Here is a 21,240-nt window from a genome sequence, read left to right on the forward strand (position 1 = left end):
ATCCGTACGCAGTATAACCAGAAAATCACTGAATATTTACAGGCTCTGAAACTGTCGCACTAAAATGGACAAGTCAGGAAACACTCAGGATGACAGCGGCGGAGCTCAGAGTAACAGGAGCTGGGATCAGGGTGAAATCTGGAGTTGTCGTAAAATATGCAGAAATTATTCGAATTATTTCTGACAAAAAACGGACACTGATTGGCTGACATCAATGGTAGTTTCAGCGCCGGTGAAAAACGGCCGGTTCATTTCAGTATGTCCAGCCGGGAAACCAAACATCAGCGGAAAAGAAAATTCACTCAACTGATCGCGGATGATTTCTTCGGCATTTTTTCCAAAAGGAATTTCATTGTCGTGCATCTCGCTCATGGTGCCGATGACAACGCCGGCCAGATGATTAAAAACGCCTGCACGTTTTAATGCAAGGATCATGCGGTCGATGTGATAGAGATATTCATCCAGGTCTTCGAGAAATAATATTTTTTCATGCACATCCGGAAACGAGGCGGAACCAAGCATTGAATACAACACACTCAGATTTCCTCCGACAAGAATGCCTTGTGCATTTCCGACTCTGTTGAACGGATGTGTCGAAATGCGCATAGATATTGGCTTTCCCGTAAGTGCTCCGAGCAATGATGAAAAATTGTCCGCGTATTCGTTTTGACCAAAATGCACTGCCATATCGGAATGTAGCGCTGGAAGGGCGTTACAGGCATACTGATGATTGAGAAGCACCGTGAAATCGCTGAAACCACACAGCCATTTCGGATGTTGCAACAACGCGTTCCAGTTGAGCTGATCAACAATCCGGGCGGCACCATATCCTCCGCGAACCGCTATGATTGCTTTTACTTCTGGATTTGCAAATAAGTCGTTCAGCGCTGAAATCCGCTCTGCATCACTTCCGGCGAATTGATTATCGGCCAGAGTCAGGTTTGACGCACGCACCACTTTAAAACCGTTTTCAATCAAATATTGCTCGAATGGTTCGTAATCTGCAGGTTGTACTTTTCGCGATGGTGCGACAATCGCAATGGTGTCGCCGGTTTTCAGAAACGGAATTTTCATTTCTGTTCAGTTTTATGCGGGTCGAAGCCGCATTTAATCATGAGACGATTGTACCACTGAACACCATATTTACGAATCAAGGGGACTTTCACAAATTCCAGAAGCCGCACTCGTTCTTTCTTTCCAACGATAAATGCATCTTCGCAAATACGCCAGCGATGCAATAAAAGTTTATCGAATGCACCATCCTCGATCACGCGAATTGGATATAAATGACAGGAGATTGGTTTCTGAAAATCAATTTTCCCTTCATTGAAAAGCTTCTCGAAAACGCAGACGGTATGCCCGTTTTCCCAGATCAGATAAATGCATTCTTCGTTAGGTTTGAGCGGCGTTACCATCTTTCCGGACATATCATAATCGAATGAACCGATGTCGTTCATGACTTTCTTACCAGCGTCATCCATCGACGGAAGAATGGTTTCAGTTATATCTTCAATGAAGCTGATTTCTTCTTCAGTGAGCGGAGCTCCGGCATCGCCTTCGACACAGCAATCACCATGGCATATTTCGAGCGGACAGCGAAAAAAAACGTCTTTCAGTTCGTCAGATACAACAACATTTTCAATGATCATCGCTTAAAATTTTCCAGCAAGTACAAAAACCGTTTTAATTTTATCGGTGTATCCATCCGAAGCAAAAATATCAGCAAAAATGACATAGATTCCGATCGGTGCCGTTTCTCCATTTTCGGTTTTTCCATCCCACGAAATCACGCCTTCAGGACCAATGGGTGCATTTTCCATAATGTTTTTGATGAAGCGTCCGTTGCTGTCGAAAATTTTCATATTACAGACGATGCCCGTATGCTCGAATTGCCATGCGATATTCAGTACATCATTGTAGCCATCGTTGTCGGGTGAGAAAGATTCAGGTGACACGGTGATATTGCTTCCACCCTCGTATTTCGAATACTGGCTGTTTTTATATCCCGGTGTTCCGTAATTAACTGTTGATGCAGCGCTGTGCCAGTTGGTAGAATCGGAGGCCGGACGATCGAAATCAATTCGCTCCAACGAAACACCATCGACTGATTCAAGAATGGGATCCTGCATATCGACGTTGTATTCGAGTATATCGAGTGTTACACCGGCCGCTGTTGCCAGCACCACAATTCCGCTCTCGTTTGAATACGCAGGCATATCCAACATATTAAGAACCTGATTGGGCGCAATCGGATCATAATAATTAATTACTTCATCCACCATTTCGGTAAAAGCAACATATTCGCCCGGGAACAAAATATAACCGTATGGAGCTACATAGGCCTGATCATCGAGCTGCAGCGAATCATTCAGCGTGGCGAGTGTCACAAAACGGAGATCAATTATTTTGTTGGTTCTGTTCATGATTTCAACATAATCATCAACACCAGTCACAGGATCATACAACACTTCATTGATAACAATATCGCCAACTTCAAGTGAATCTGCAATGGCAAATCGCACGCTGCTGCTTACTGGAAGCGGATTTCCAACACAATCGGTTAGTGTATCCGTAAGAGAAACGGTGTATATAGTTCCGTACTGCACCGGTTGATCGAGATACAGAACGACCGACTGATACTGCGGTGCCAAGCCAACAGGAACGCCAAAAACAGACAATCCGTTGCTGATGGTGTAGTTTGCCGGATTCAGAACTGTGGAGCTATCCATTGGCTCGCTGAACCAGATGCGCACTGTGCTGTCGTTTTCGAGCGATGCACGCAGGAGTTCAGGATTTACCACGTCGCTGTTCAGAGCATTTACACTGTTGAGTGCGCCAGGAGTACCGCCTTTGTTGTCATTCGAAGCTGTCCAGTTATACTTTCCGAGACATGGATTTAGCGGATCGATTTGTTCCACTGACCACCCGCCATCAGCCTTGAACGAGTTATTGTACCAGTCTTCGGTGAACTCAGCAAACGACAATACGGAATATGTCGGACTAAGCAAAGATACATTCACTCCAGTATTGGAGACAGAAAACGAGGTAAACACATGTGTATTCCCATAACCTTCAAAAAGTGTCTGAGCTGCATCGTCGCACAGAATCAGGTATCCGTGCGGGTCGACAGAAACATCGCCAATTATTTTATCCGTAGTACCGATACGCAGGATGTAATTTTTCAGATTGATTGGAAGTGCAGTTGTGTTGTACAATTCAACATATTCGTATTCGGGCAGCATCACAACCGGAGAAGGGTCTGCCATTATTTCATTAATCACAACATCGAATGCAAGCGGCTCATAGTGCGCAAAAGGAATGATCTGCGCTGCCATTGGATTTCCACTGAGATCTTCAACATCAGAAACCGTGAGGTTATACATGATGCCATCAATGATTGGACTCCCAAGAATCAAATGAACCAGCGTGGCATCGGTACCGTCGGGCGTTGCCACCAGCGGACTGCCGATACCGATATCGATTGAATAATGCGAGGTCATTGAAGCAGATGCGGAACTCACAAATTCATCAAAATAAACATCAAGATTTGTTGGTCCGACAAATTCCACTTTCAATACTGAAGGCGGCACTGTATCAACCTGTACCGGCCCGGCATAGAAGTCATCGTAATAGAATTTCGTAACGTTTGAAACGGTATATTGAGAATAAATTCCGAAATACGATGAGCCAGAATATGTCACATCATTAGCCGTTCCCTCAACGGCAAAATTATCACCACCGAGGGTGTCACTCATCAACGTCCAGTTTCCAGCATTGTCGCGTTTGACTTTGATGCGCATTTCGTTGGTGGTTTTATTCAGATTGGCCACCGTTCCTGTAATGAGAACAGCATGTGTATTGCCATCCTGCCGCACCAGGTGAAGGCGGTCAACTCCTCCGTTTGACATTGCAACATAATAGCCAGACAGATTGGCAGTAAGCACATCCGAATCCGACACAAGATACACCCTGCCGAAATTACTGCTGCTGGGGTTAAAACTCATTTTAGCCCAGAAAATCCACTCCATGCTATCGGTAAGCGTAACATTGAATGGAGTTGACAGATAAGTAGTATCCGGCACCGTATTGGTGGACTGCAAACCAGGGTGCATAGCCGTTGGAATCGCAGTTGACGTTGAGATAATATAATTGGCTGCATCACCGCTCCAGACAGGATTTGAAGTAAAGTTGCCATCGGAGAAATTGTCGCTCAGCTGCGCATTTGTTACGAAGGAAGCGAACATCAGAAGAATAAAAATCGAGCGCATAATTTGGAATTATAGCGTAAATATAGGAATTAAAAATTAAAAGTGTTGATTAAACGGAAATTTTAATCCGACTTTATTTTAAGAGTATTTCAAAAAGGAACCACTGATATTCAATATTTAGGTCTGCTTCTGCAATAAATCTATTCTGAATTTTCATGTTTTTGTACCGCAACTGAACTGCTTCAGCCTTTAAGACACTGTCTAAAAACAGTTCATTGTTACGACATTCCACCGTTCCGGCAAACATCTATGTTGAAAATTGATAATGATGCCGGAACATGGAACCGTCGTAACAACAGCAAAAACAACGGTTCCATGTCCTTCAGCTCCTACGGTGCTTTCGGACGGTGGAATGTTGTTTTTGCATCCGAGATTATTTTTAGACAGACTTTAAAGAATGGTGTTTAGACGAAATAAATTCAGGTGCGAATTTTATCTTTAATACCGGATTACAAAACATCATTTTTTCTCAAAAAAATAATTCAGAAACAATTCGTGTCCCTCGGCAGAAACAGACAATAAGTTTGAGGATGTTTTATCATAGGCATAACCAAACTGGAAGCGGCCAACACGCAAACCGGCATGATAGATCAGCGTGTATATATCAGAGCTGCTCATGCGATAATAAGCGCCGGCAAAAACATTGTTATATACAAAGTCAAAACCGAGGGTACCTCGTACAGTATTACTTTCCATTGTCAGATACAGCAACGGTGTTATCCCGATTCCCTCATGTTTCTCCCCTTTCATCATCCATAAATCATATCCAAGATAAAAGGAAAACCGACGATCCATTCTGTACGCTGTAAACAAACCTACATCTGGTTTGAGCAGATGAAAACAAGAAAATCCGAGGGATAGTTTTTTGTAATCCAGAGCAAACGATAAGCCCTGATCAAAATAGGTTTTATTTGTAACCTCCTGAAGTAGTGGATGATAAAGTGTATCCGTAGGAGTGTAGACTCCAAAGTGTTTGTTGGCCAAACCAAGATAAACAGCACTTTTTATTTTTAAATCATCATTTATATCTGAATGAAAAGAATAAACGCCCCTGACACTTTGATCCGAGTAATTATGCCCATGATTATCGTAAACAGCAACCAGTCCGATTCCCCCATGCAATTTTTCAACAGGAGCATCAAATCCAGCAATAAAGCTGTTTGCCCAATTGTTGCGATATAACAATGATGCCCTTGGATTTTCAGCATTACCAACCTGTGCCGGACACATCAAAAATGGATTTGAGAGCAGCTGGGTCGTTTCCAGATCCTGTGCAGTTGCATCAGCCCAGGCAATTGCAAGAAATAGAAAAAGAAAATTTTTAAGCACGACTCTTTACTTTTTGTTTGCAGAAGAAATAATTCAGAAACAACTCATGACTGCCACCACTGGCATTGGTGAGTTTTGAAACCGTGTAATCGTAACTATATCCGAACTGAAATTTTCCAAGACGCGCACCGCCACTCAAAATGACAGCATCTGCATTTGTGTCGGAAAAACGATAATAGGAGCCTATATAAATGGTGTTCCACGAAAAGTTACTGCCCGCCAGGAAATTCGTACCGCCATATTCGTTGTTTACAAACACAAGCGGCGAAAAACAAAATCCGGTGGGTTCTTCACCTTTCATCATCCAGAGGTCATAACCAAGAAAAGCCGCATATTTCCTGTCCAAATGACTTTCCGCAATAAATCCCACATCGGGGCTGGTGAGATGAAAACCGGAGAGACCAAAACTGAATTTCTTCAGGTCGCCTGCAACTGAAAGACCCAGATCGAAATAAGTGCTGTTCAGATTTTCACCCGAAAATTCGGAGGTGTTTAATACAAATCCATATTGGGGATTTATCTGGTCGGGAAAAGTCAACTTATCCACATTGAGATGTTTATTGCCTAATGACAGCTGGACGGCACTGCGCACTTTGAAATCCTCATTGATTTTACCAATGTAAGAATACACACCGTTTAAACTCCATTCGGACAGGGCTCCTTCACCAGCTCTGTCATAAATTGCGAATGCGCCCAGACCGCCATGAATTTTTTCGACCGGCAGGTCAAACCCGGTCATGGCGGTAATATAATTAGAACCTGTCCCCGGCCACTGATCACGAAAAAAAGATGAAATACGGGGCGATTCAGAATTTCCGGTCAATGCCGGACACATCCAGAACGGATTTGAATATGGCTGCGATAATGAATAATCCTGTGCGTTTGCACTAATGAAGAATACAAGAAGAATTGAAACAGATAATAAGAATTTCATATAGCTAATATTTGAACAAATATAAAACAAATATTACAAATCTGTCTTTTATATGAAAAAAAATTCAAACCGGATGAAAGAATGTCGGAAAATCGGCATTCTATGCCCGTTTGCAGATTAGAGCAGTTCATGACAGAAAAAATACATATTTTAGCAGCATTAAAATACCTGAATATGAGAATCAAGGTGCTGTTGTTATCGTTTGTTTTGTTTATAAGCATTTCGTTGCGCACCCTGGCGGACGAAGGCATGTGGCTTCCGCTATTGCTGCAATCGCTCAATGAAAAAGAGATGCAGTCGATGGGATTAAAACTCACGGCCGAAGACATTTACTCCATCAATCACGGTAGCATGAAAGACGCCATCGTACTGTTTGGACGTGGCTGCACGGCAGAGCTTGTGAGTGATGAAGGACTGATGCTCACCAATCACCATTGCGGCTACGGCCAGATTCAGAGTCATAGTACAGTAGAACAGGATTATCTGACCGACGGATTCTGGGCCATGAGCAAAGAGCAGGAACTCAGCTGCCCTGGCCTGACAGCAACCATTCTGGTTCGAATGGAAGACGTTACTGCAAAAGTGCAGGAGAAACTCGAAGAAGGAATGACCGAAGCGCAACGCGAAACAGCCATTAAGGCAATCAGCGATAAAATAGCACAGGATGCGGTTTCCGGCACACATTATCAGGCACAGGTGAAATCGTTTTATTACGGAAACGAATTTTATCTGATGGTTTATGAAGTGTTTACCGACGTTCGTCTGGTAGGCGCGCCGCCTTCAAGCATCGGGAAATTCGGCGGTGACACCGACAACTGGATGTGGCCCCGTCATACCGGCGACTTTTCCATGTTCAGAATTTATGCCGATAAAGAAAATAAACCGGCTGTGTATTCGAAAAATAATATTCCATACAAACCAAATCACGTGCTGCCCATTTCGTTGAAAGGAGTGAAAGAAGATGATTTCACTTTTGTGTTTGGATATCCCGGAACCACTGAACATTTCACTATTTCCGACGGTGTAAAAATTATTACGGAGGAAGAAAATCCGGTGGCCATCAGCATGCGCCGCACTCGTATGGATGTGATGGAAAAATTCATGAAGACCGACCCGGCCATTCGCATTCAATATGCCAACAAGCACGCAGGCGTTGGCAATTACTGGAAAAAAATGATTGGTGAAAGCAAGGGCATTCGCCAGTGGGATGGTATCGAACGCAAAAGAGCGCAAGAAGATGATTTCATGGAAACGTTGCGCCACGACAAAGATGCGTTTTCTAAATATGGGAATCTGCTCGAGAACATGCGTACCGCTTATGAAAAACTGCGCCCATACTCGCTTGCATACACGTACTTTTTTGAAGGCGCGTACAGCATCGAAGCAATAAAATATGCGTACAGCTTTACTGCTTACATCAATGAATGCATCAAGGATCCGAAGTCGGAACTGCTGGCAGGTGCCAAAGAAAAACTTCTGAAAGCAACGGATGGATATTACAACGGATACAACATTGATATTGATCGCGAAATTGCTGTTTTACTCATGCCCATATTGAAAAATATGGGAGCGGAATTTTTGCCCGACACATATCTGGAAATGGAAAAGAAATGGAAAGGTGACTGGACAGCCGCCATGAATGAGGCTTACAGCCGCAGCTATTTTGTTAGCAAAGAAAAAACACTGCAATTTCTGAGCATGAGTCCGAAAAAAATAAAAAAAATCATTCTGAAAGATCCGATATACCAACTTTCGTCTGGATTTTTCAACAGCTATTTTGACAAAATCGATCCCGGGCAAAGCTTATACAGAGCTCAAATTGACAGCATGTACCGGATTTATGTTGGTATAAAAAAAGATATGAAAACATCGGAGCGAATGTATCCCGATGCCAACAGCACCTTGCGCGTAGCGTATGGAAAAGTAAAAGGATTTCAGGCCGCGGATGGCGTGAACTATAAGTTTTACACTACGGTTGATGGCATTCTTGAAAAAGAAAGTCCCGACATTGAAGATTATTATGTCAGCCCGCGACTGAAAGAACTGGTGCAGGCAAAAGACTATGGCATTTATGCCGATGCCGACGGGACACTGCACACAGGCTTCATCGCAACGAATCACACAACCGGCGGAAACAGCGGAAGTCCTGTATTGAATGCAAATGGCGAGCTGATCGGAATCAATTTCGACCGCGTGTGGGAAGGCACCATGAGCGACCTGATGTTCGATCCGGGCAAATGCCGCAATGTATCACTCGACATTCGCTACTGTTTGTGGGTGATTGACAAATACGCCGGCGCCGGTTATCTGATTGAGGAGATGAAGATTGTGAAATAGGTTTTGAGGTTGTATATGGTTGGGCGTAGTCTTTTTTAAAATTTTCTGCTGGGTTTACTAAACCCAACCAATTATTTATTATAGACTACGCCCAACCATAAGTCAGGGAGTGGCTTTTCAGTAATTTTCCATCATGTGAATGTTTACAAAACCAATGTCAATCATGTCAGCCCATCCAAAAATATTCATCGACTGCAATCGCGCGAAAGCCAATCTGAAGACCGTTTTCGACGATGTGCGATTTTCAGATATTCAATTTCGCCCGCACTTCAAAACGCATCAGAGTGTTGGTGCAGGGTTGTGGTTCCGCAATGCTGGAATTGAAAAAATCACCGTTTCATCTTTACAAATGGCGGAGTATTTTGCTGCCGCAGGATGGAATGATATTCTCATTGCCATGCCGCTCAACCCTAATCTCATTGTGCAATACGACGCTCTTGCTGCCAAAATAAAACTGCATTTGCTGGTTGACAATGTTGAAATTCTTTCTAATGCTTTGTCTGCAATACAAAATCCTGTTTCTTTTTATTTGAAAGCCGATGTGGGTTATGGACGTGCCGGCTGGCCTGCCGAAAACACAATAGAATTTCTGAAAGCTTTTCAGATGATTCAGAAAAACAACAAGCATTTGTTTTCGGGCATTCTGAGCCACTTTGGCAATACCTATAATGCAAAATCAACCGAAGAAATCAAAAAAATAAATCTGACGTCCATAACCCGACTACGCGTGCTGCAAGAATTTCTGGAATCGCAAACCGGTATCCCCTGCCCGCTCAGCATCGGCGACACACCCTCGTTGCCGCACTATACTCCTGAAATGCTGAAAAACATTTCGGAACTTCGGCCCGGTAACTTTGTCTATTACGATATGATGCAGGTAGCGCTCAGCACATGCAACATCAATCAGGTTGCGACTGTACTTGAATGCGATATCTTAAGCGTATATCCCGACCGCAACGAAGCACTTGTTCACGCCGGCTCGATTCATCTTTCAAAAGAAGTCTGCCAGATGCCTGACGGCAAACCCGGATTTGGCGCGCTTGTCCGATTGAATACTGACAGCATTGGTAACGTGATTGAAGGCTGTTTCGTCGATCGCCTTTCGCAGGAACATGGCATTCTTCGGGTAACTCCGGAGTTTTTCGAAGAATTTCATAGTGGTGATACCATTGGCCTTCTTCCGGTGCATAGTTGTTTGATGGTAGCGGCAAATAAATAATCGTTTTCAAGCGGGTCAATGAACCCTTTTATGAAAAACCGCAGGTGCCGACGATGGATTTTCAATTTCACATCAGACCTATTGGGTGTTAACCTGCCGCAAAACTGCATAACATTGTCTTACTTCACTTTACCTCGTAGCACCAAGGGGTATTTAACCCCTTTTTCCAACTATTTATGGATAACAAACCACTTCTGTAGTCAAACAGCCAGATGGTGCTTTTTCAAAATTATGGCTCATAAAATATGAATCTGGATGTTGGTCAAGTATTCGAGTAAATGATAATGCTACACGCTATTTTTGTTCATTGATTTTCAGGACCGGAAAACCGAAAAAGTGATATCATGAAAACAAAAATCATTTCACGAGCTATCAGAAAAGTCAGCGCAGCCATTTTGCTGCTGTTTTCTTTTCAGACTACAACAGTGATTGCACAGCTCCCCCTTCCCTATTCTGAAAATTTTGATGCTGCGTGGACTACATTGCCCACTGCGTCATGGATAAATTCATTCACTGGCAACAGGGAATGGCATCGGAATGATTTCACTACAGGCTGGACCAGCGGCAGCGGATCATACACTCCTGCGGGGGCAGCCACTACAGCGAATTCTGCGCGTTTTCACTCATATGATGCTTCGAGTGGCAACACTGGGGAACTGATTACTCCGGTGCTGGATTTTTCTCCTGCCGGATCAAAGACCCTCGACTTTTGGTATCTCAACACCAGTGGAACAGATAAGCTTCAGGTGTACCTTTCCACCGATGGCGGCGCAACCTGGGGAAGCAGTCTTACAACTCCCGCTACCGGGATTGTAGTAAGCGCAAGCTGGACGCAATATTCCATCAATCTGGGTAGCTCCACATCGAACAATTGTAAAATCAAATTCACAGCCACCTCCGACTGGGGTATGACTGATATTGGGCTTGACAACATCCGCGTAGTCGTAGCAGTCCCCATGTCCTTTGTTTCATCTACAACAACCCAACTTAACACCAGTGCCGTTTCGCCCGGATCAACAACGCAGGAAATTGTCGGAATTCAGATTGTGACCACTGGGAGTGCTTCTCCTTTCAATGCAACCGGTTTTACCTTTAATACGACCGGATCAACAGCTCCTGCAACCGACATTCAAAATGCGAAGCTTTGGTATACAGTCGGAAGCAGTGTTTTTGCAGCAACCACCCCAATCGGATCTGCAGTTGCCTCACCCAACGGCGTTTTCACATTCACCTCCACTCAGACCCTTTCGGCAGGAAACAACTATTTCTGGCTTACGTACGACATTCCATCGGGTGCAGTTCTCAATAACGTAGTTGATGCACAATGCACGCAGATAGTGATGAGCGGAGCTGGTGGCACACAGGTTCCCTTGGTAACAGCTCCTTCAGGAAACAGACCAATCCAACCCATTTACCCCATGAATAATACGCCCATTACCACCTGCAGCGGAATTTTTACCGATGCAGGCGGCCTAGCGGGTGACTATGGTTTAAATGAGAATTTCACAAAAACATTCACTTCGGCCGATGGAACACACTTACGTTTTGATTTTACTTCTTTTTCTACCGAAACAACCTGGGACTATTTGCAAATATATGACGGCCCCACTACCGCATCGCCTTACATCGGAATTTACAACGGGACGGCGACACTGCCTCCGACGCTCATTTCATCAGGCACCTCCATGACCTTCGTTTTCAAATCAGACGGGTTTACAAATAAAGCCGGATGGAGTGCCAATATCTCCTGCATGGAAATCGCGCCCTGCGCATCCAATCCTGCCGCTAATGACAATTGCCTGACAGCAACCCCTATTTCGAATCTGAATGGATACTGTGGCAATACCAGCAGTTCTTATCTGGCCGATTCGCCTGGAAATCTGGCATCGGTTTTCTGTGTCGGCAGTATCGACAACAATTCATGGCTTTCGTTTGTAGCAGACTCTGTCGCAGTTGAGCTGATTGTAATGGTCAGCGGATGTACAAACGGTGATGGCATTCAGGCTGCCATTTATGAAACTTCGGATTGTCTTGCTTTCAATCTCGTATCTACCTGCTGGAATCCCTATTACCAGACAAACGGAGTAATCACCGCTTCAGGGCTCACCGTAGGAAATCAATACTATTTACTTGTGGATGGATTTGACGGCGACGATTGTGATTACACCGTCGGTGCCTCGGAGGGTATTGTTGTAACCCTTCCCATTGAGCTGTTCTATTTTAATGCACAATGCAGCAATGAAAACATCATTATTTCCTGGCAAACTGCCACGGAAGAAAACAATGATTACTTCACCATTGAAAAATCAACTGATCTGATTCAATGGCAACCAGCTGGAATTGTAAACGGTGCCGGGAACAGCAATTCTCTCATCAATTATAGTTTTACCGATCAGGTTGATAATTCAGGTTCATTATATTATCGCCTGAAACAAACGGATTATGATGGTCATTTCACCTATTCACAGGAAGTGTCTGTTTCCTGCACTTCATTGACTGTGGAAGGTGTTTTCCCTAATCCTGTCGAAAATGAGATTATCATTACAATTCAATCAAAAGAACAGCAAACGGTAACCATTAACATCATAGACGAACTGGGCCGCAGCATTGAATTAGTGCAGAATGCAAATGAAGGCACTAGTAAAATTTCGATTGATGTGTCACAATTAGCCGGTGGACTTTATTCTTTATTAATGACCGCCGAAGACGGAGCAACCGTTCAGAACCGTTTTCTCAAACAATAGCCCCCCAAAACACCCCCCTATATCAACAAACCCGGGTTTATTATTTCCCGGGTTTTTCTTTTTACACAAGTCAAGTACAGACAAACAAATCAATTGAATCCACCAATTACAGAAAATTTTTAAAAACCGTTCTATATTTGTAAATTTGCAGATAGATCATCGTGTATGAAGTCAATCATCATTGTTTTTCTTTTCATCACAAAGGCCTTTTTATGCCTGAGTCAGACTGATTCAGCCGTAATCAACAAAAAAAATGACCATGGGTCTCAGAGCCCGCTGACAAAAGAACGATGTGATTCAATACAAAACGATGCCCTCAAAAACAACGAATACGGCAAAGCAATCAATTGCCTGCTCGACTTCTCAAAAGTAAAACTGCGCAACGGAAGTATTGATAGTGCCATGATTTTGGTGTTCGAAGCCCGAAACCTGACATTGAAGCTTGAAGAATCGAAAAGCCTGTATTATTCAGCCGCATGCAATCAATTATTGGGCGATATCTGCTACACCCGTTTTATCGAAGATGAGTCTCTGGGTTTTTATTTCCTCGCATTGAGTCAGTACCGGCAGGCGGGAGACATAACCGGAGTGGCCGAAGTATTAAACGCTATAGCCATTACAGCCATCGGCATTGACCGGACTGACATCAGCAAAAACGCACTGAATATTTTGTCGGACATTAGTAAACTATCCACAGATCCATATATCAAAGCGCTGGAATATGAAGCCTGTGGCGATCTTTTCGATGCTGAAGGCAAAAGCAGGGAAGCTGTTGAAATGTTCAAAACCGCCGGATCTTTTTTCAACATAGCCGGGAAAAAAGAGAGAGTCTCCGATGTAATTCTTTCGCGCGCCATCAGCGAGTTCTACAGCGGAAATAAAGTGGTGGCGCTTGCTTTGACTGACAGTGCCAAACAATTAAATAAAAGCAACCAGCTCCGGCGGAATTATCTCGAAGCGGTCTATTATCAGGCAGAATTTATTGGTCAGGATAACCCATCGGAAGGAATAAAAATAATCAGGGGCACCTTAAGCGAACTGTATCAAAGCAAACTGAATATCCATCTGGGAATTTATCTCAGATTGATGATTCGTTTACAGAAAAAAACCGGAGACTTTGAAGGAGCACTTAAAAGTACAGAGGAATTTCACCGTGTACTTGATGACATCTATGGCTCAGACGCCGAGCGAAAAATTGCCAGTCTGCAACTGGAAGTAGAAACAGGCAAGCTGAATCATCACATTGGGCTGCTGGAAAAAGAGCAGGAACTCATTTCGCTTAATTCGCGCAGTCAGCGCAACATGTTGTTTTATTTTTTTCTGGCCATCATTGTGCTTTTTACAATGGCACTCAACAATATGCGTCGCCTTCAATACCGACTATATTTGTTGAAAGAATTTGCGCTTGATTTCCCATTATTGAATTACTTTTTTGCATTTTTTATCAGTCTGCTGTATTACTCAACAATTCTTGTGTTTGTGAATCCAATCAATCTTGCGGGTTACTCAACAGCCATGCAGTGGATTCATTACGGACTTATCGGATTTATAATTTCCGCCCTTACCACCGCCAGTGTTTTTATGCTGCCCACGCAATGGTCGGCCAAACCCGGCTTCAACAAACGGTTTACTGCCACCGCGCTGGTGTTTATTGTTGTCATAAATGCAGTTGTTATTCTCTTTTCATATCTGTCAGGAGCTGGAAGCAACTCATGGGTGGATTATCTCAATATAATTCTGGTTATCACTGGAATAACAATCATCCCGCTTTTTTTCATCATTATTTATCTTGAAAAAGTATTATTGCGCAAGCATATTCAGCTGGCAGGACTTTTATCCAACCGCATACATTCAGCAACTGTATCAGATTCCAGCGACTTGATTGAAATTTATTCGGATCGATCCAAAGATGTGTTGAAAATACCGGCAACTGACTTTATAATGATTGAAGCTGCCGGCAATTATGCTAAAGTATGCTATAAAGAAAACAATAATGTAAAGGTCACGCTTATTCTGGCTACCATGAAGCTGCTCGAAAGCCAGTTGTCAGGACATCCACAATTCAGCCGATGTCACAAATCCTATATAGTCAATCTGAAAAAAGTGAGTAAAGTTTTAGGGAATTCACACGGATACAGACTCGAAATGCCCGAAATAGAGCAACAAGTGCCGGTTTCACGAAGTTATGCCGAAACATTCATTAAGAGTTTTGACAAAGTGTTCAGAGAAAGATGATTTTGAATTCAATACATTGAGGAATGTACAATTGCCATATTCACACATTCACAGAGAAGGACATCCCGGAAAATTATTATCCGAAACTGATCATGAAATTTCTTCGGAAAGAATCGACCGAAGACCTCGTGAAATATTTTCTGAAATACATTCAAAAACTGGAATCGAAATTCGGCATTGATGCTGAAGAAGCCGAGCGCTACCTTCAATTCTACATCATCGGCAGCAAAGATTCGCAAACAGAAATTTTTAATGATTGCAGGAATAGTTATCCGGCTGGTGCGAAATTTTTTGTTCTCAGTATGGACATGCAATATATGGGCTGCGGAGATGTACCGCGCGACTACATGCAGCAACTGACCGAGTTGTCTCAAGTAGATCAAACCCACATTCTTCCATTTATACATATCGACCCGCGGCGCAACGGATATTTTTCCATTCTTCGTGAAGCCATCGAGCAACTCGGTTTTAAAGGCGTAAAAATTTATCCGCCACTGGGTGTATTTCCGCACGATGCCCGTCTGGACTGTGTTTACGAATACTGCACCGATCACAACCTGCCTATCGTAACGCACTGTAGCCCGCATAATCCCACGCATTATAAAGGGACGCGCAAAGAACTCATTGAGTTATTGAAGAATCCATATTTCGATGTTAACCCACGCGGACTAACAAAAAAAGATTTGTGTGATATTTTCACGCATCCAAAAAATTTCCAAATTGTTTGTCAGCGATACCCGCATGCCCGCATTAGCTTTGCCCATTACGGTTCAGCCCGCATGTGGAAAAAAATGCTTTGTGATCCTTATGATCAGGACAATTGGGTGAACATCATCAACAACATGATTCAGTTATATCCGAATCTGTACACTGATATTTCGTATACCCTCTATGAAAACATTGCAGATTGCAGCAACACGTTTTATCAGTTGTTGAACACGTTTTTGCAGAATCCATCCATCCGGGACAAAGTGTTGTTCGGTTCCGATTTTTTTATGCCGGCCTCGCAGGAAACCGACATGCAATTTGCTGAACACATTCGCAGTGCCATTGGCGATGAACTCTTTGAAAGAATCTCGAATACAAATCCGGAACGTTTTCTTGGGGTGTAGATTCTATTTGCGGACAAACTTCTATGTTCTCCAAATGCTATCACATAGCCGACGATTCCATGTCAGCAATTTGCGAACTTAGTTCCCGGTCCCCGCATTTCCACAAGCTCTGTCGGTGGAAGCCGGGATCTCATCAAAAACCTTCAAAGCATACAGCTTGTCCGCCAGCCGACGATTCCATGTCAGCAATGCTTTGTAATCAACCACTTCTTGCTGACGATAAAATGTCGGCGGTGCCGTTTATAATTGGGCTGTAAATAAGTTTAGAAAGAAATCAACAAAATATCAAATGTGTTATTTTTACGGGGGCGATATAGTTGCAAACATTTATGTAAATTTGCCAGAATGAAAGACTTGTTATGCAATGAAATCAATGACTAAGTTTTCTTTTTATTGACTAAGTAGCATTCAGATTTGCCAAGGACTCATACCCCCAGCCGAAGAAGTAACATACGTACCAATTGGACAAGGAACAAATTAATTATGAAAAGCTTATTGTTTGTATTATTCCTGCTTCCTTTCACAATATTGAACGGACAAGGATTTGAAAAAATCAGATTCGGTGCACCTGACACGGCTTATATCGGAGTTTTCGCCGATGAGGTGATGGCAAATAAATATACGGTGCTATGTTGCCAATATGTGAATCAGATTCCGGTGGGCGGTGAAATTTTAGAATACGATAATTCAGGATTGCTTGAGAAATATGTGAAGCTCCCTGAATATTCGGGGCATACACTTGAACCTGAAAAAATGATCCGGTCAGGCATCAGTCAACTACTTGTTACAGGAAACGCATGGGATAATACAATCGATGAGCAGAATTTGTTTTTCATGACCCTGGACACATTATATCAAATTCAATCTGTCGTCATTGTGAACAATCCATCTCTTGATGACCGCTTTCTGAACTGGCATTTTATCAATGACAGCACCGTGGATGTTGCATGTAAAGACTTGGACAGCGCGTTTGATAAATCATATATCATGAGGGTTGGACTAAACGGGCAAATTATCAAGCAGACCACACCCGGTTATCCAACGGGACCTACTGATTTCTATTACAAAAAATCAGACAGCACATATTATATCATTAACTCCGATGTTCTCTTCGGATTTTCGGCAGATTCGCTAAACCCTTTAGGAATTCTTTTTGACCAATTTGCTTATAATCAGAGCCACAATTACCCTTTTATTCAGACAGGAAACGCATTTGGCATAAATGACAGTGTATTTCTGACTATGGGACATTATATGGATTTTTCCAGCACCATTCCAATAAGAGAAATGGGCATAAGTTTGTGGAATAATTCGTTTGATCCGGTTATCCTTTTTCATGAAGGTGAAGATGGTTACTACAATCAATGTCCCAGAAACAGTTTTTCATTTATTGATGCTAAAAATGCCTATTTATCCGGCTACTCAATGATTCTGCCTGATGGACTAAAGCAAAAATCAGAATTGTTTGAATTCAGGATTCTTGTTTTCAATATTAACATCGAGACAGGTGTTGAAAATTGGAGAAGATTATTTTACAGCAATTACAACGCATTTCCTGACTACACATCTGCCACCAGCGACGGGGGATGTCTGATTACTGGTTCACGTACTGATCTGGGTGGAATACGAACAGATATGTTTCTTCTGAAACTGGATAGTAGCGGTAACTATACACCAGATGATGTCACCGAATTTCAAGCAAATAATCTTGATATTTTTCCCAATCCGGCCAATTCATATTTGCGAATTTCTTCACGTGGACAAATCATTTCTTACTCTATTTTAGATTTATCGGGTAGAATTCTTGTGAACGAAAAATGTTCAGGAAACAAAGATATCCTTATTGAAACCGAAATACTAACCCCCGGCGTATATCTCCTGAAAGCAAGGTTTAAAGATGGAAGTTCAGTTGTAAAAATGTTTTTACGATTGTAATTTGACACTTCCACTTTCTCTAATCCGACGTTTCCATATCAGCAATTTGCGAACTTAGTTCCCGGTCCCCGCATTTCCACAAGCTCTGTCGGTGGAAGCCGGGATCTCATCAAAAACCTTCAAAGCATACAGCTTGTCCACCAGCCGACGATTCCATGTCTGCAATGCTTTGTAATCAACCACTTCTTGCTGACGATAAAATGTCGGCAGTGCTGTGGACTATGGCAGGTTGAGTTTGGATGGCAAATGACTGAATTTGGAGAGCCCATTCTTAATTAAAGTAACTTTGTAAAAATATTTAAGAGATTGTGTTAAAACTCCCTTATCAAACCAACTATATGAAAACAAAGCTTTTTCTCTTGCTGGTCTTCTTGTCTTTTGCCACATTGAGTGCACAAAACCTAAGTCTGAATTACTATTCGACCGGTGCCGGCACAAACCTGACTCTTGCCTGTGCAAAGGCCTGGGAAAAGAATGAACTCGGATTTGGCCTTGGTTATAACATAAACCGGCTTGCACACCCGGATGATAAGAATCAGGTTTATTACAAAAGACTATATGCAACAAAACCAATACATCATGTCAATTTGAATCTGTTTTGGCACCATAATATTTTCTCTTCATTAGAACACATAAACCCATTTGCGTTTTATGATTTACAACTATCATATTCAACAACAAGAAATAGATTTTTTGTACCATGTGGTTTTGACTCAACAATAGTATCCGACACACCAGATGGAAAAATTCTTTATCAGGAACTTATTGAATACTTTGGCCCGTTCTATTGGATTGAAAACAATGTTGGATTGGGTTTTCAAATCGATCTTTCTAACAAATGGTATATTCAACAAAAATTTGGTATTGGAATTCATCTGATTTGTGGAAAAGAACCCAGGTTAACAAAACTAAATAATATTGACTGGGAGTTTGCCGGACTTCTTGATTGGTCGGTTGGTTTCAGGTTTTAATTCTCAGCAAACTCTTCCATTTCGCCTTGCGGAGCTGCTTCGCAGCCGACAGCTTGTCCACCCATCAATACACGATAGTGTTTGATGCCGGCGAAATTCCATGTCAGCAATGCTTTGCAGTCAACCTCTTCTTGCTGACGATAGAATGTCGGCAATGCTGCGTGTCACCAATTTCTTGCTGGGGTTTACCCTGCTGTCTCCTTCGATACATTTTTTCTTTGTTTCACTTCGAAAAAACACTCAGGATGACAGCAGGGTATAGCATGAAAGCGGCGGGGATAGAATGTCGGCGGGCATTGGACTATGGAAGGATGGGGTCGGTAATTTTTGAATTGAAAAAATCGTACATTTACTTTTCAAAATTTTTTTCAATGTCTATTCCAACTACCCGAACCAAAGAAGATGCTGTGATCAGCATTAACGTGGAACTCTGCACCGGATGCGGGCTGTGTGTAAAGGCCTGTTGCAGCGACATGCTGAAAATTGAAAACGGAAAAGCTGCAGAATTATATGGTAAATCAGTATTCAACTGCATTGCGTGCGGTCATTGCATGGCCATTTGCTCCGAAGGGGCCATCACAATTACTGGAAGAACCATGTCGCCCGGTGATGTGTTTGATCTTTCGTCTGCCGCATCAGATGCGACGTATGAACAACTTATGTCGTTGTATTCACGACGTCGCAGTGTGCGAAAATTCAATCAGAAAACCGTGGAGTCCGAAGTGATTGAAAAAATTCTGGCAGCCGCCCGCACCGCTCCCATGGGGCTTCCACCCAGCGATGTGCACGTGCTTGTTTTACATGGACGAGAAAAAGTGACAGCTTTCACAAAGGATTTTGCACAGTTTCTGAAAAGTATGAAATATCTCGTGTCGGGCTGGTTTCTGGCTATGATGCGGCCCTTCTGGGGCAAAGCCACTGACGAAATGTTTCGAAATTTCATGCGTCCTTTGTTTGATAATTACATTGGTGAAATGGAAAAAGGCAACAACTATATTACCTACGATGCACCGCTGGCCATGTATTTCTATGGTTCGCCCTATTCCGATCCAGCCGATCCCATTGTTGCCGCTACCTATGCTATGCATGCGGGCGAAGCGCTGGGCCTTGGAACCTGCATGCTGGGCGCCATTCACCCATTTATTCAACGCGGCAAAAAAGCAGAACAATTTCGAAAAGTGCACGGCATTAAATATAAAAGTCAGGAAGGACTTTTTGTGATTTTCGGCTATCACGATTTGAAATATAAAAAAGGCGTGAAACGTACATTTGCTGATGAAACTTTTGCATAGAAATTTCTTATTTCTCTTTTTGATTTTGGCTCCGGTTGTTGCTTCCAGCCAGCAGCCCGACACCGTTGTCATCAATAATAATATTCAGCTGATTCATCTGAAAGATTCTTTTTTTGTGCATATCACATCCGATTATGTTGAAGGCTTTGGGATGGTTTCTTCCAATGGTTTGCTCGTCATCAGAAACGGTAACGCGTTGATGATTGACACGCCGATGGATGAGGCAAAAACAACGGAGTTGCTTGATTTTTTACGCGATTCGATGCACACCGAAGTCACCCTGTTTATTCCCGGTCACTGGCACAACGACTGTATTGGAGGGCTGGAAGAACTGCACCGTCATAACGTGTTTTCTATTGCCAATGAAATGACACGCGCTGAATGCATCAAAAGAAATCTTGAAGTGCCGAAAGCTTCGTTTTCGAAATCAATACAATGGTCATTTTGCGGAATTCCGCTCGAATGCTTCTATCCTGGTGCAGGACACAGTCTCGACAACATCGTTGTTTATTTTCCTGAACAAAAAATTCTTTTTGGAGGTTGTCTGATTAAATCGGCTGAATCAACTTCCATCGGAAATATTGCTGATGCTGATGTACAAGCCTGGCCAAAGACATTGAAAAAAGTACAGAAAAAATATCCCAATGCAGAAATAATTATTCCGGGACATGGCTCTGTGGGCTCGTTTGAAATAATTGAACACACAAAAAGAATTGTGCTCCTGACTTCGACACTTTCATTTTGACCATTTTATAAAAATCAGATATATAGAATATTACATTATTCAGGATGTCTTTTTGGGTGTCCCGACAAAAAAGATATTTGTTTTTCTTTCTGAAATAATAATGACGTCCGAAGGATGTC

The 21,240-nt window shown here is 42.7% G+C and carries 14 protein-coding genes; 9 read left to right on the forward strand and 5 right to left on the reverse strand.

What is annotated here, in order from left to right; genetic code table 11:
• Positions 1-174: 174 nt before the first annotated feature.
• From A2W93_08365 to A2W93_08385, 5 genes are all read right to left on the reverse strand, one after another.
• A complete protein-coding gene (locus A2W93_08365) occupies positions 175-1,074 on the reverse strand; it encodes a hypothetical protein (GenBank protein OFY53976.1) in 900 nt (299 codons plus the stop codon).
• Entirely contained in the window at positions 1,071-1,649 is a 579-nt protein-coding gene (locus A2W93_08370; protein OFY53977.1) for a hypothetical protein, read from the reverse strand. The genes A2W93_08365 and A2W93_08370 overlap by 4 nt, the downstream gene beginning before the upstream one ends.
• Positions 1,650-1,652: 3 nt before the next feature.
• A complete protein-coding gene (locus tag A2W93_08375) occupies positions 1,653-4,268 on the reverse strand; it encodes a hypothetical protein (GenBank protein ID OFY53978.1) in 2,616 nt (871 codons plus the stop codon).
• Between the two features lie 459 nt (positions 4,269-4,727).
• Positions 4,728-5,597, reverse strand: coding sequence for a hypothetical protein (locus A2W93_08380; protein OFY53979.1), 870 nt, complete (start codon positions 5,595-5,597; stop codon positions 4,728-4,730).
• Complete coding sequence (locus A2W93_08385) at positions 5,590-6,531, reverse strand: hypothetical protein (GenBank protein ID OFY53980.1); 942 nt, start codon at positions 6,529-6,531, stop codon at positions 5,590-5,592. Before A2W93_08385 ends, A2W93_08380 begins: the two co-directional genes overlap by 8 nt.
• Before the next feature lie 174 nt (positions 6,532-6,705).
• On the opposite strand from A2W93_08385, the gene A2W93_08390 reads away from it, so the two are divergent.
• The 9 genes from A2W93_08390 (at position 6,706) to A2W93_08430 (ending at position 21,121) form a co-directional block, all read left to right on the forward strand.
• Positions 6,706-8,868, forward strand: a complete 2,163-nt coding sequence (locus tag A2W93_08390) for a hypothetical protein (GenBank protein OFY53993.1) — start codon at positions 6,706-6,708, stop codon at positions 8,866-8,868.
• Between the two features lie 139 nt (positions 8,869-9,007).
• Positions 9,008-10,087, forward strand: a complete 1,080-nt coding sequence (locus tag A2W93_08395) for a hypothetical protein (GenBank protein ID OFY53981.1) — start codon at positions 9,008-9,010, stop codon at positions 10,085-10,087.
• Positions 10,088-10,431: 344 nt separating this feature from the next.
• Positions 10,432-12,831 carry a hypothetical protein gene (locus tag A2W93_08400; protein OFY53982.1) on the forward strand — a complete coding sequence of 800 codons (2,400 nt, stop codon included), beginning with the start codon at positions 10,432-10,434 and terminating at the stop codon, positions 12,829-12,831.
• 165 nt (positions 12,832-12,996) lie between these two features.
• The gene (locus A2W93_08405; GenBank protein OFY53983.1) at positions 12,997-15,066 is read left to right on the forward strand and encodes a hypothetical protein; all 2,070 of its coding nucleotides are present in this window, start codon (positions 12,997-12,999) and stop codon (positions 15,064-15,066) included.
• 23 nt (positions 15,067-15,089) lie between these two features.
• Positions 15,090-16,178 (forward strand): hypothetical protein, encoded by a 1,089-nt coding sequence (locus A2W93_08410; protein OFY53984.1) that lies wholly within the window; start codon positions 15,090-15,092, stop codon positions 16,176-16,178.
• A 528-nt stretch (positions 16,179-16,706) separates the two neighbouring features.
• Entirely contained in the window at positions 16,707-18,113 is a 1,407-nt protein-coding gene (locus A2W93_08415) for a hypothetical protein (protein OFY53985.1), read from the forward strand.
• A 308-nt stretch (positions 18,114-18,421) separates the two neighbouring features.
• Positions 18,422-19,084 carry a hypothetical protein gene (locus tag A2W93_08420; GenBank protein ID OFY53986.1) on the forward strand — a complete coding sequence of 221 codons (663 nt, stop codon included), beginning with the start codon at positions 18,422-18,424 and terminating at the stop codon, positions 19,082-19,084.
• Positions 19,085-19,455: 371 nt separating this feature from the next.
• Positions 19,456-20,376 carry a nitroreductase gene (locus A2W93_08425; protein ID OFY53994.1) on the forward strand — a complete coding sequence of 307 codons (921 nt, stop codon included), beginning with the start codon at positions 19,456-19,458 and terminating at the stop codon, positions 20,374-20,376.
• Positions 20,360-21,121: a hypothetical protein gene (locus A2W93_08430; GenBank protein OFY53987.1), complete on the forward strand. Its 762-nt coding sequence runs from the start codon at positions 20,360-20,362 to the stop codon at positions 21,119-21,121. The genes A2W93_08425 and A2W93_08430 overlap by 17 nt, the downstream gene beginning before the upstream one ends.
• Positions 21,122-21,240 lie beyond the last annotated feature (119 nt).

This window comes from Bacteroidetes bacterium GWF2_43_63 (genome assembly GCA_001769275.1).
Taxonomy (GTDB): Bacteria; Bacteroidota; Bacteroidia; order Bacteroidales; family DTU049; genus GWF2-43-63.

What these genes read in the sequence shown, in the direction of transcription:
- A2W93_08365 (OFY53976.1), bottom strand. Translation starts at nt 1,074, where the DNA reads ATGAAAATTCCGTTTCTGAAAACCGGCGACACCATTGCGATTGTCGCA.
- A2W93_08370 (OFY53977.1), bottom strand. Translation starts at nt 1,649, where the DNA reads ATGATCATTGAAAATGTTGTTGTATCTGACGAACTGAAAGACGTTTTT.
- A2W93_08375 (OFY53978.1), bottom strand. Translation starts at nt 4,268, where the DNA reads ATGCGCTCGATTTTTATTCTTCTGATGTTCGCTTCCTTCGTAACAAAT.
- A2W93_08385 (OFY53980.1), bottom strand. Translation starts at nt 6,531, where the DNA reads ATGAAATTCTTATTATCTGTTTCAATTCTTCTTGTATTCTTCATTAGT.
- A2W93_08390 (OFY53993.1), top strand. Translation starts at nt 6,706, where the DNA reads ATGAGAATCAAGGTGCTGTTGTTATCGTTTGTTTTGTTTATAAGCATT.
- A2W93_08395 (OFY53981.1), top strand. Translation starts at nt 9,008, where the DNA reads ATGTTTACAAAACCAATGTCAATCATGTCAGCCCATCCAAAAATATTC.
- A2W93_08400 (OFY53982.1), top strand. Translation starts at nt 10,432, where the DNA reads ATGAAAACAAAAATCATTTCACGAGCTATCAGAAAAGTCAGCGCAGCC.
- A2W93_08405 (OFY53983.1), top strand. Translation starts at nt 12,997, where the DNA reads ATGAAGTCAATCATCATTGTTTTTCTTTTCATCACAAAGGCCTTTTTA.
- A2W93_08410 (OFY53984.1), top strand. Translation starts at nt 15,090, where the DNA reads ATGTACAATTGCCATATTCACACATTCACAGAGAAGGACATCCCGGAA.
- A2W93_08425 (OFY53994.1), top strand. Translation starts at nt 19,456, where the DNA reads ATGTCTATTCCAACTACCCGAACCAAAGAAGATGCTGTGATCAGCATT.
- A2W93_08430 (OFY53987.1), top strand. Translation starts at nt 20,360, where the DNA reads ATGAAACTTTTGCATAGAAATTTCTTATTTCTCTTTTTGATTTTGGCT.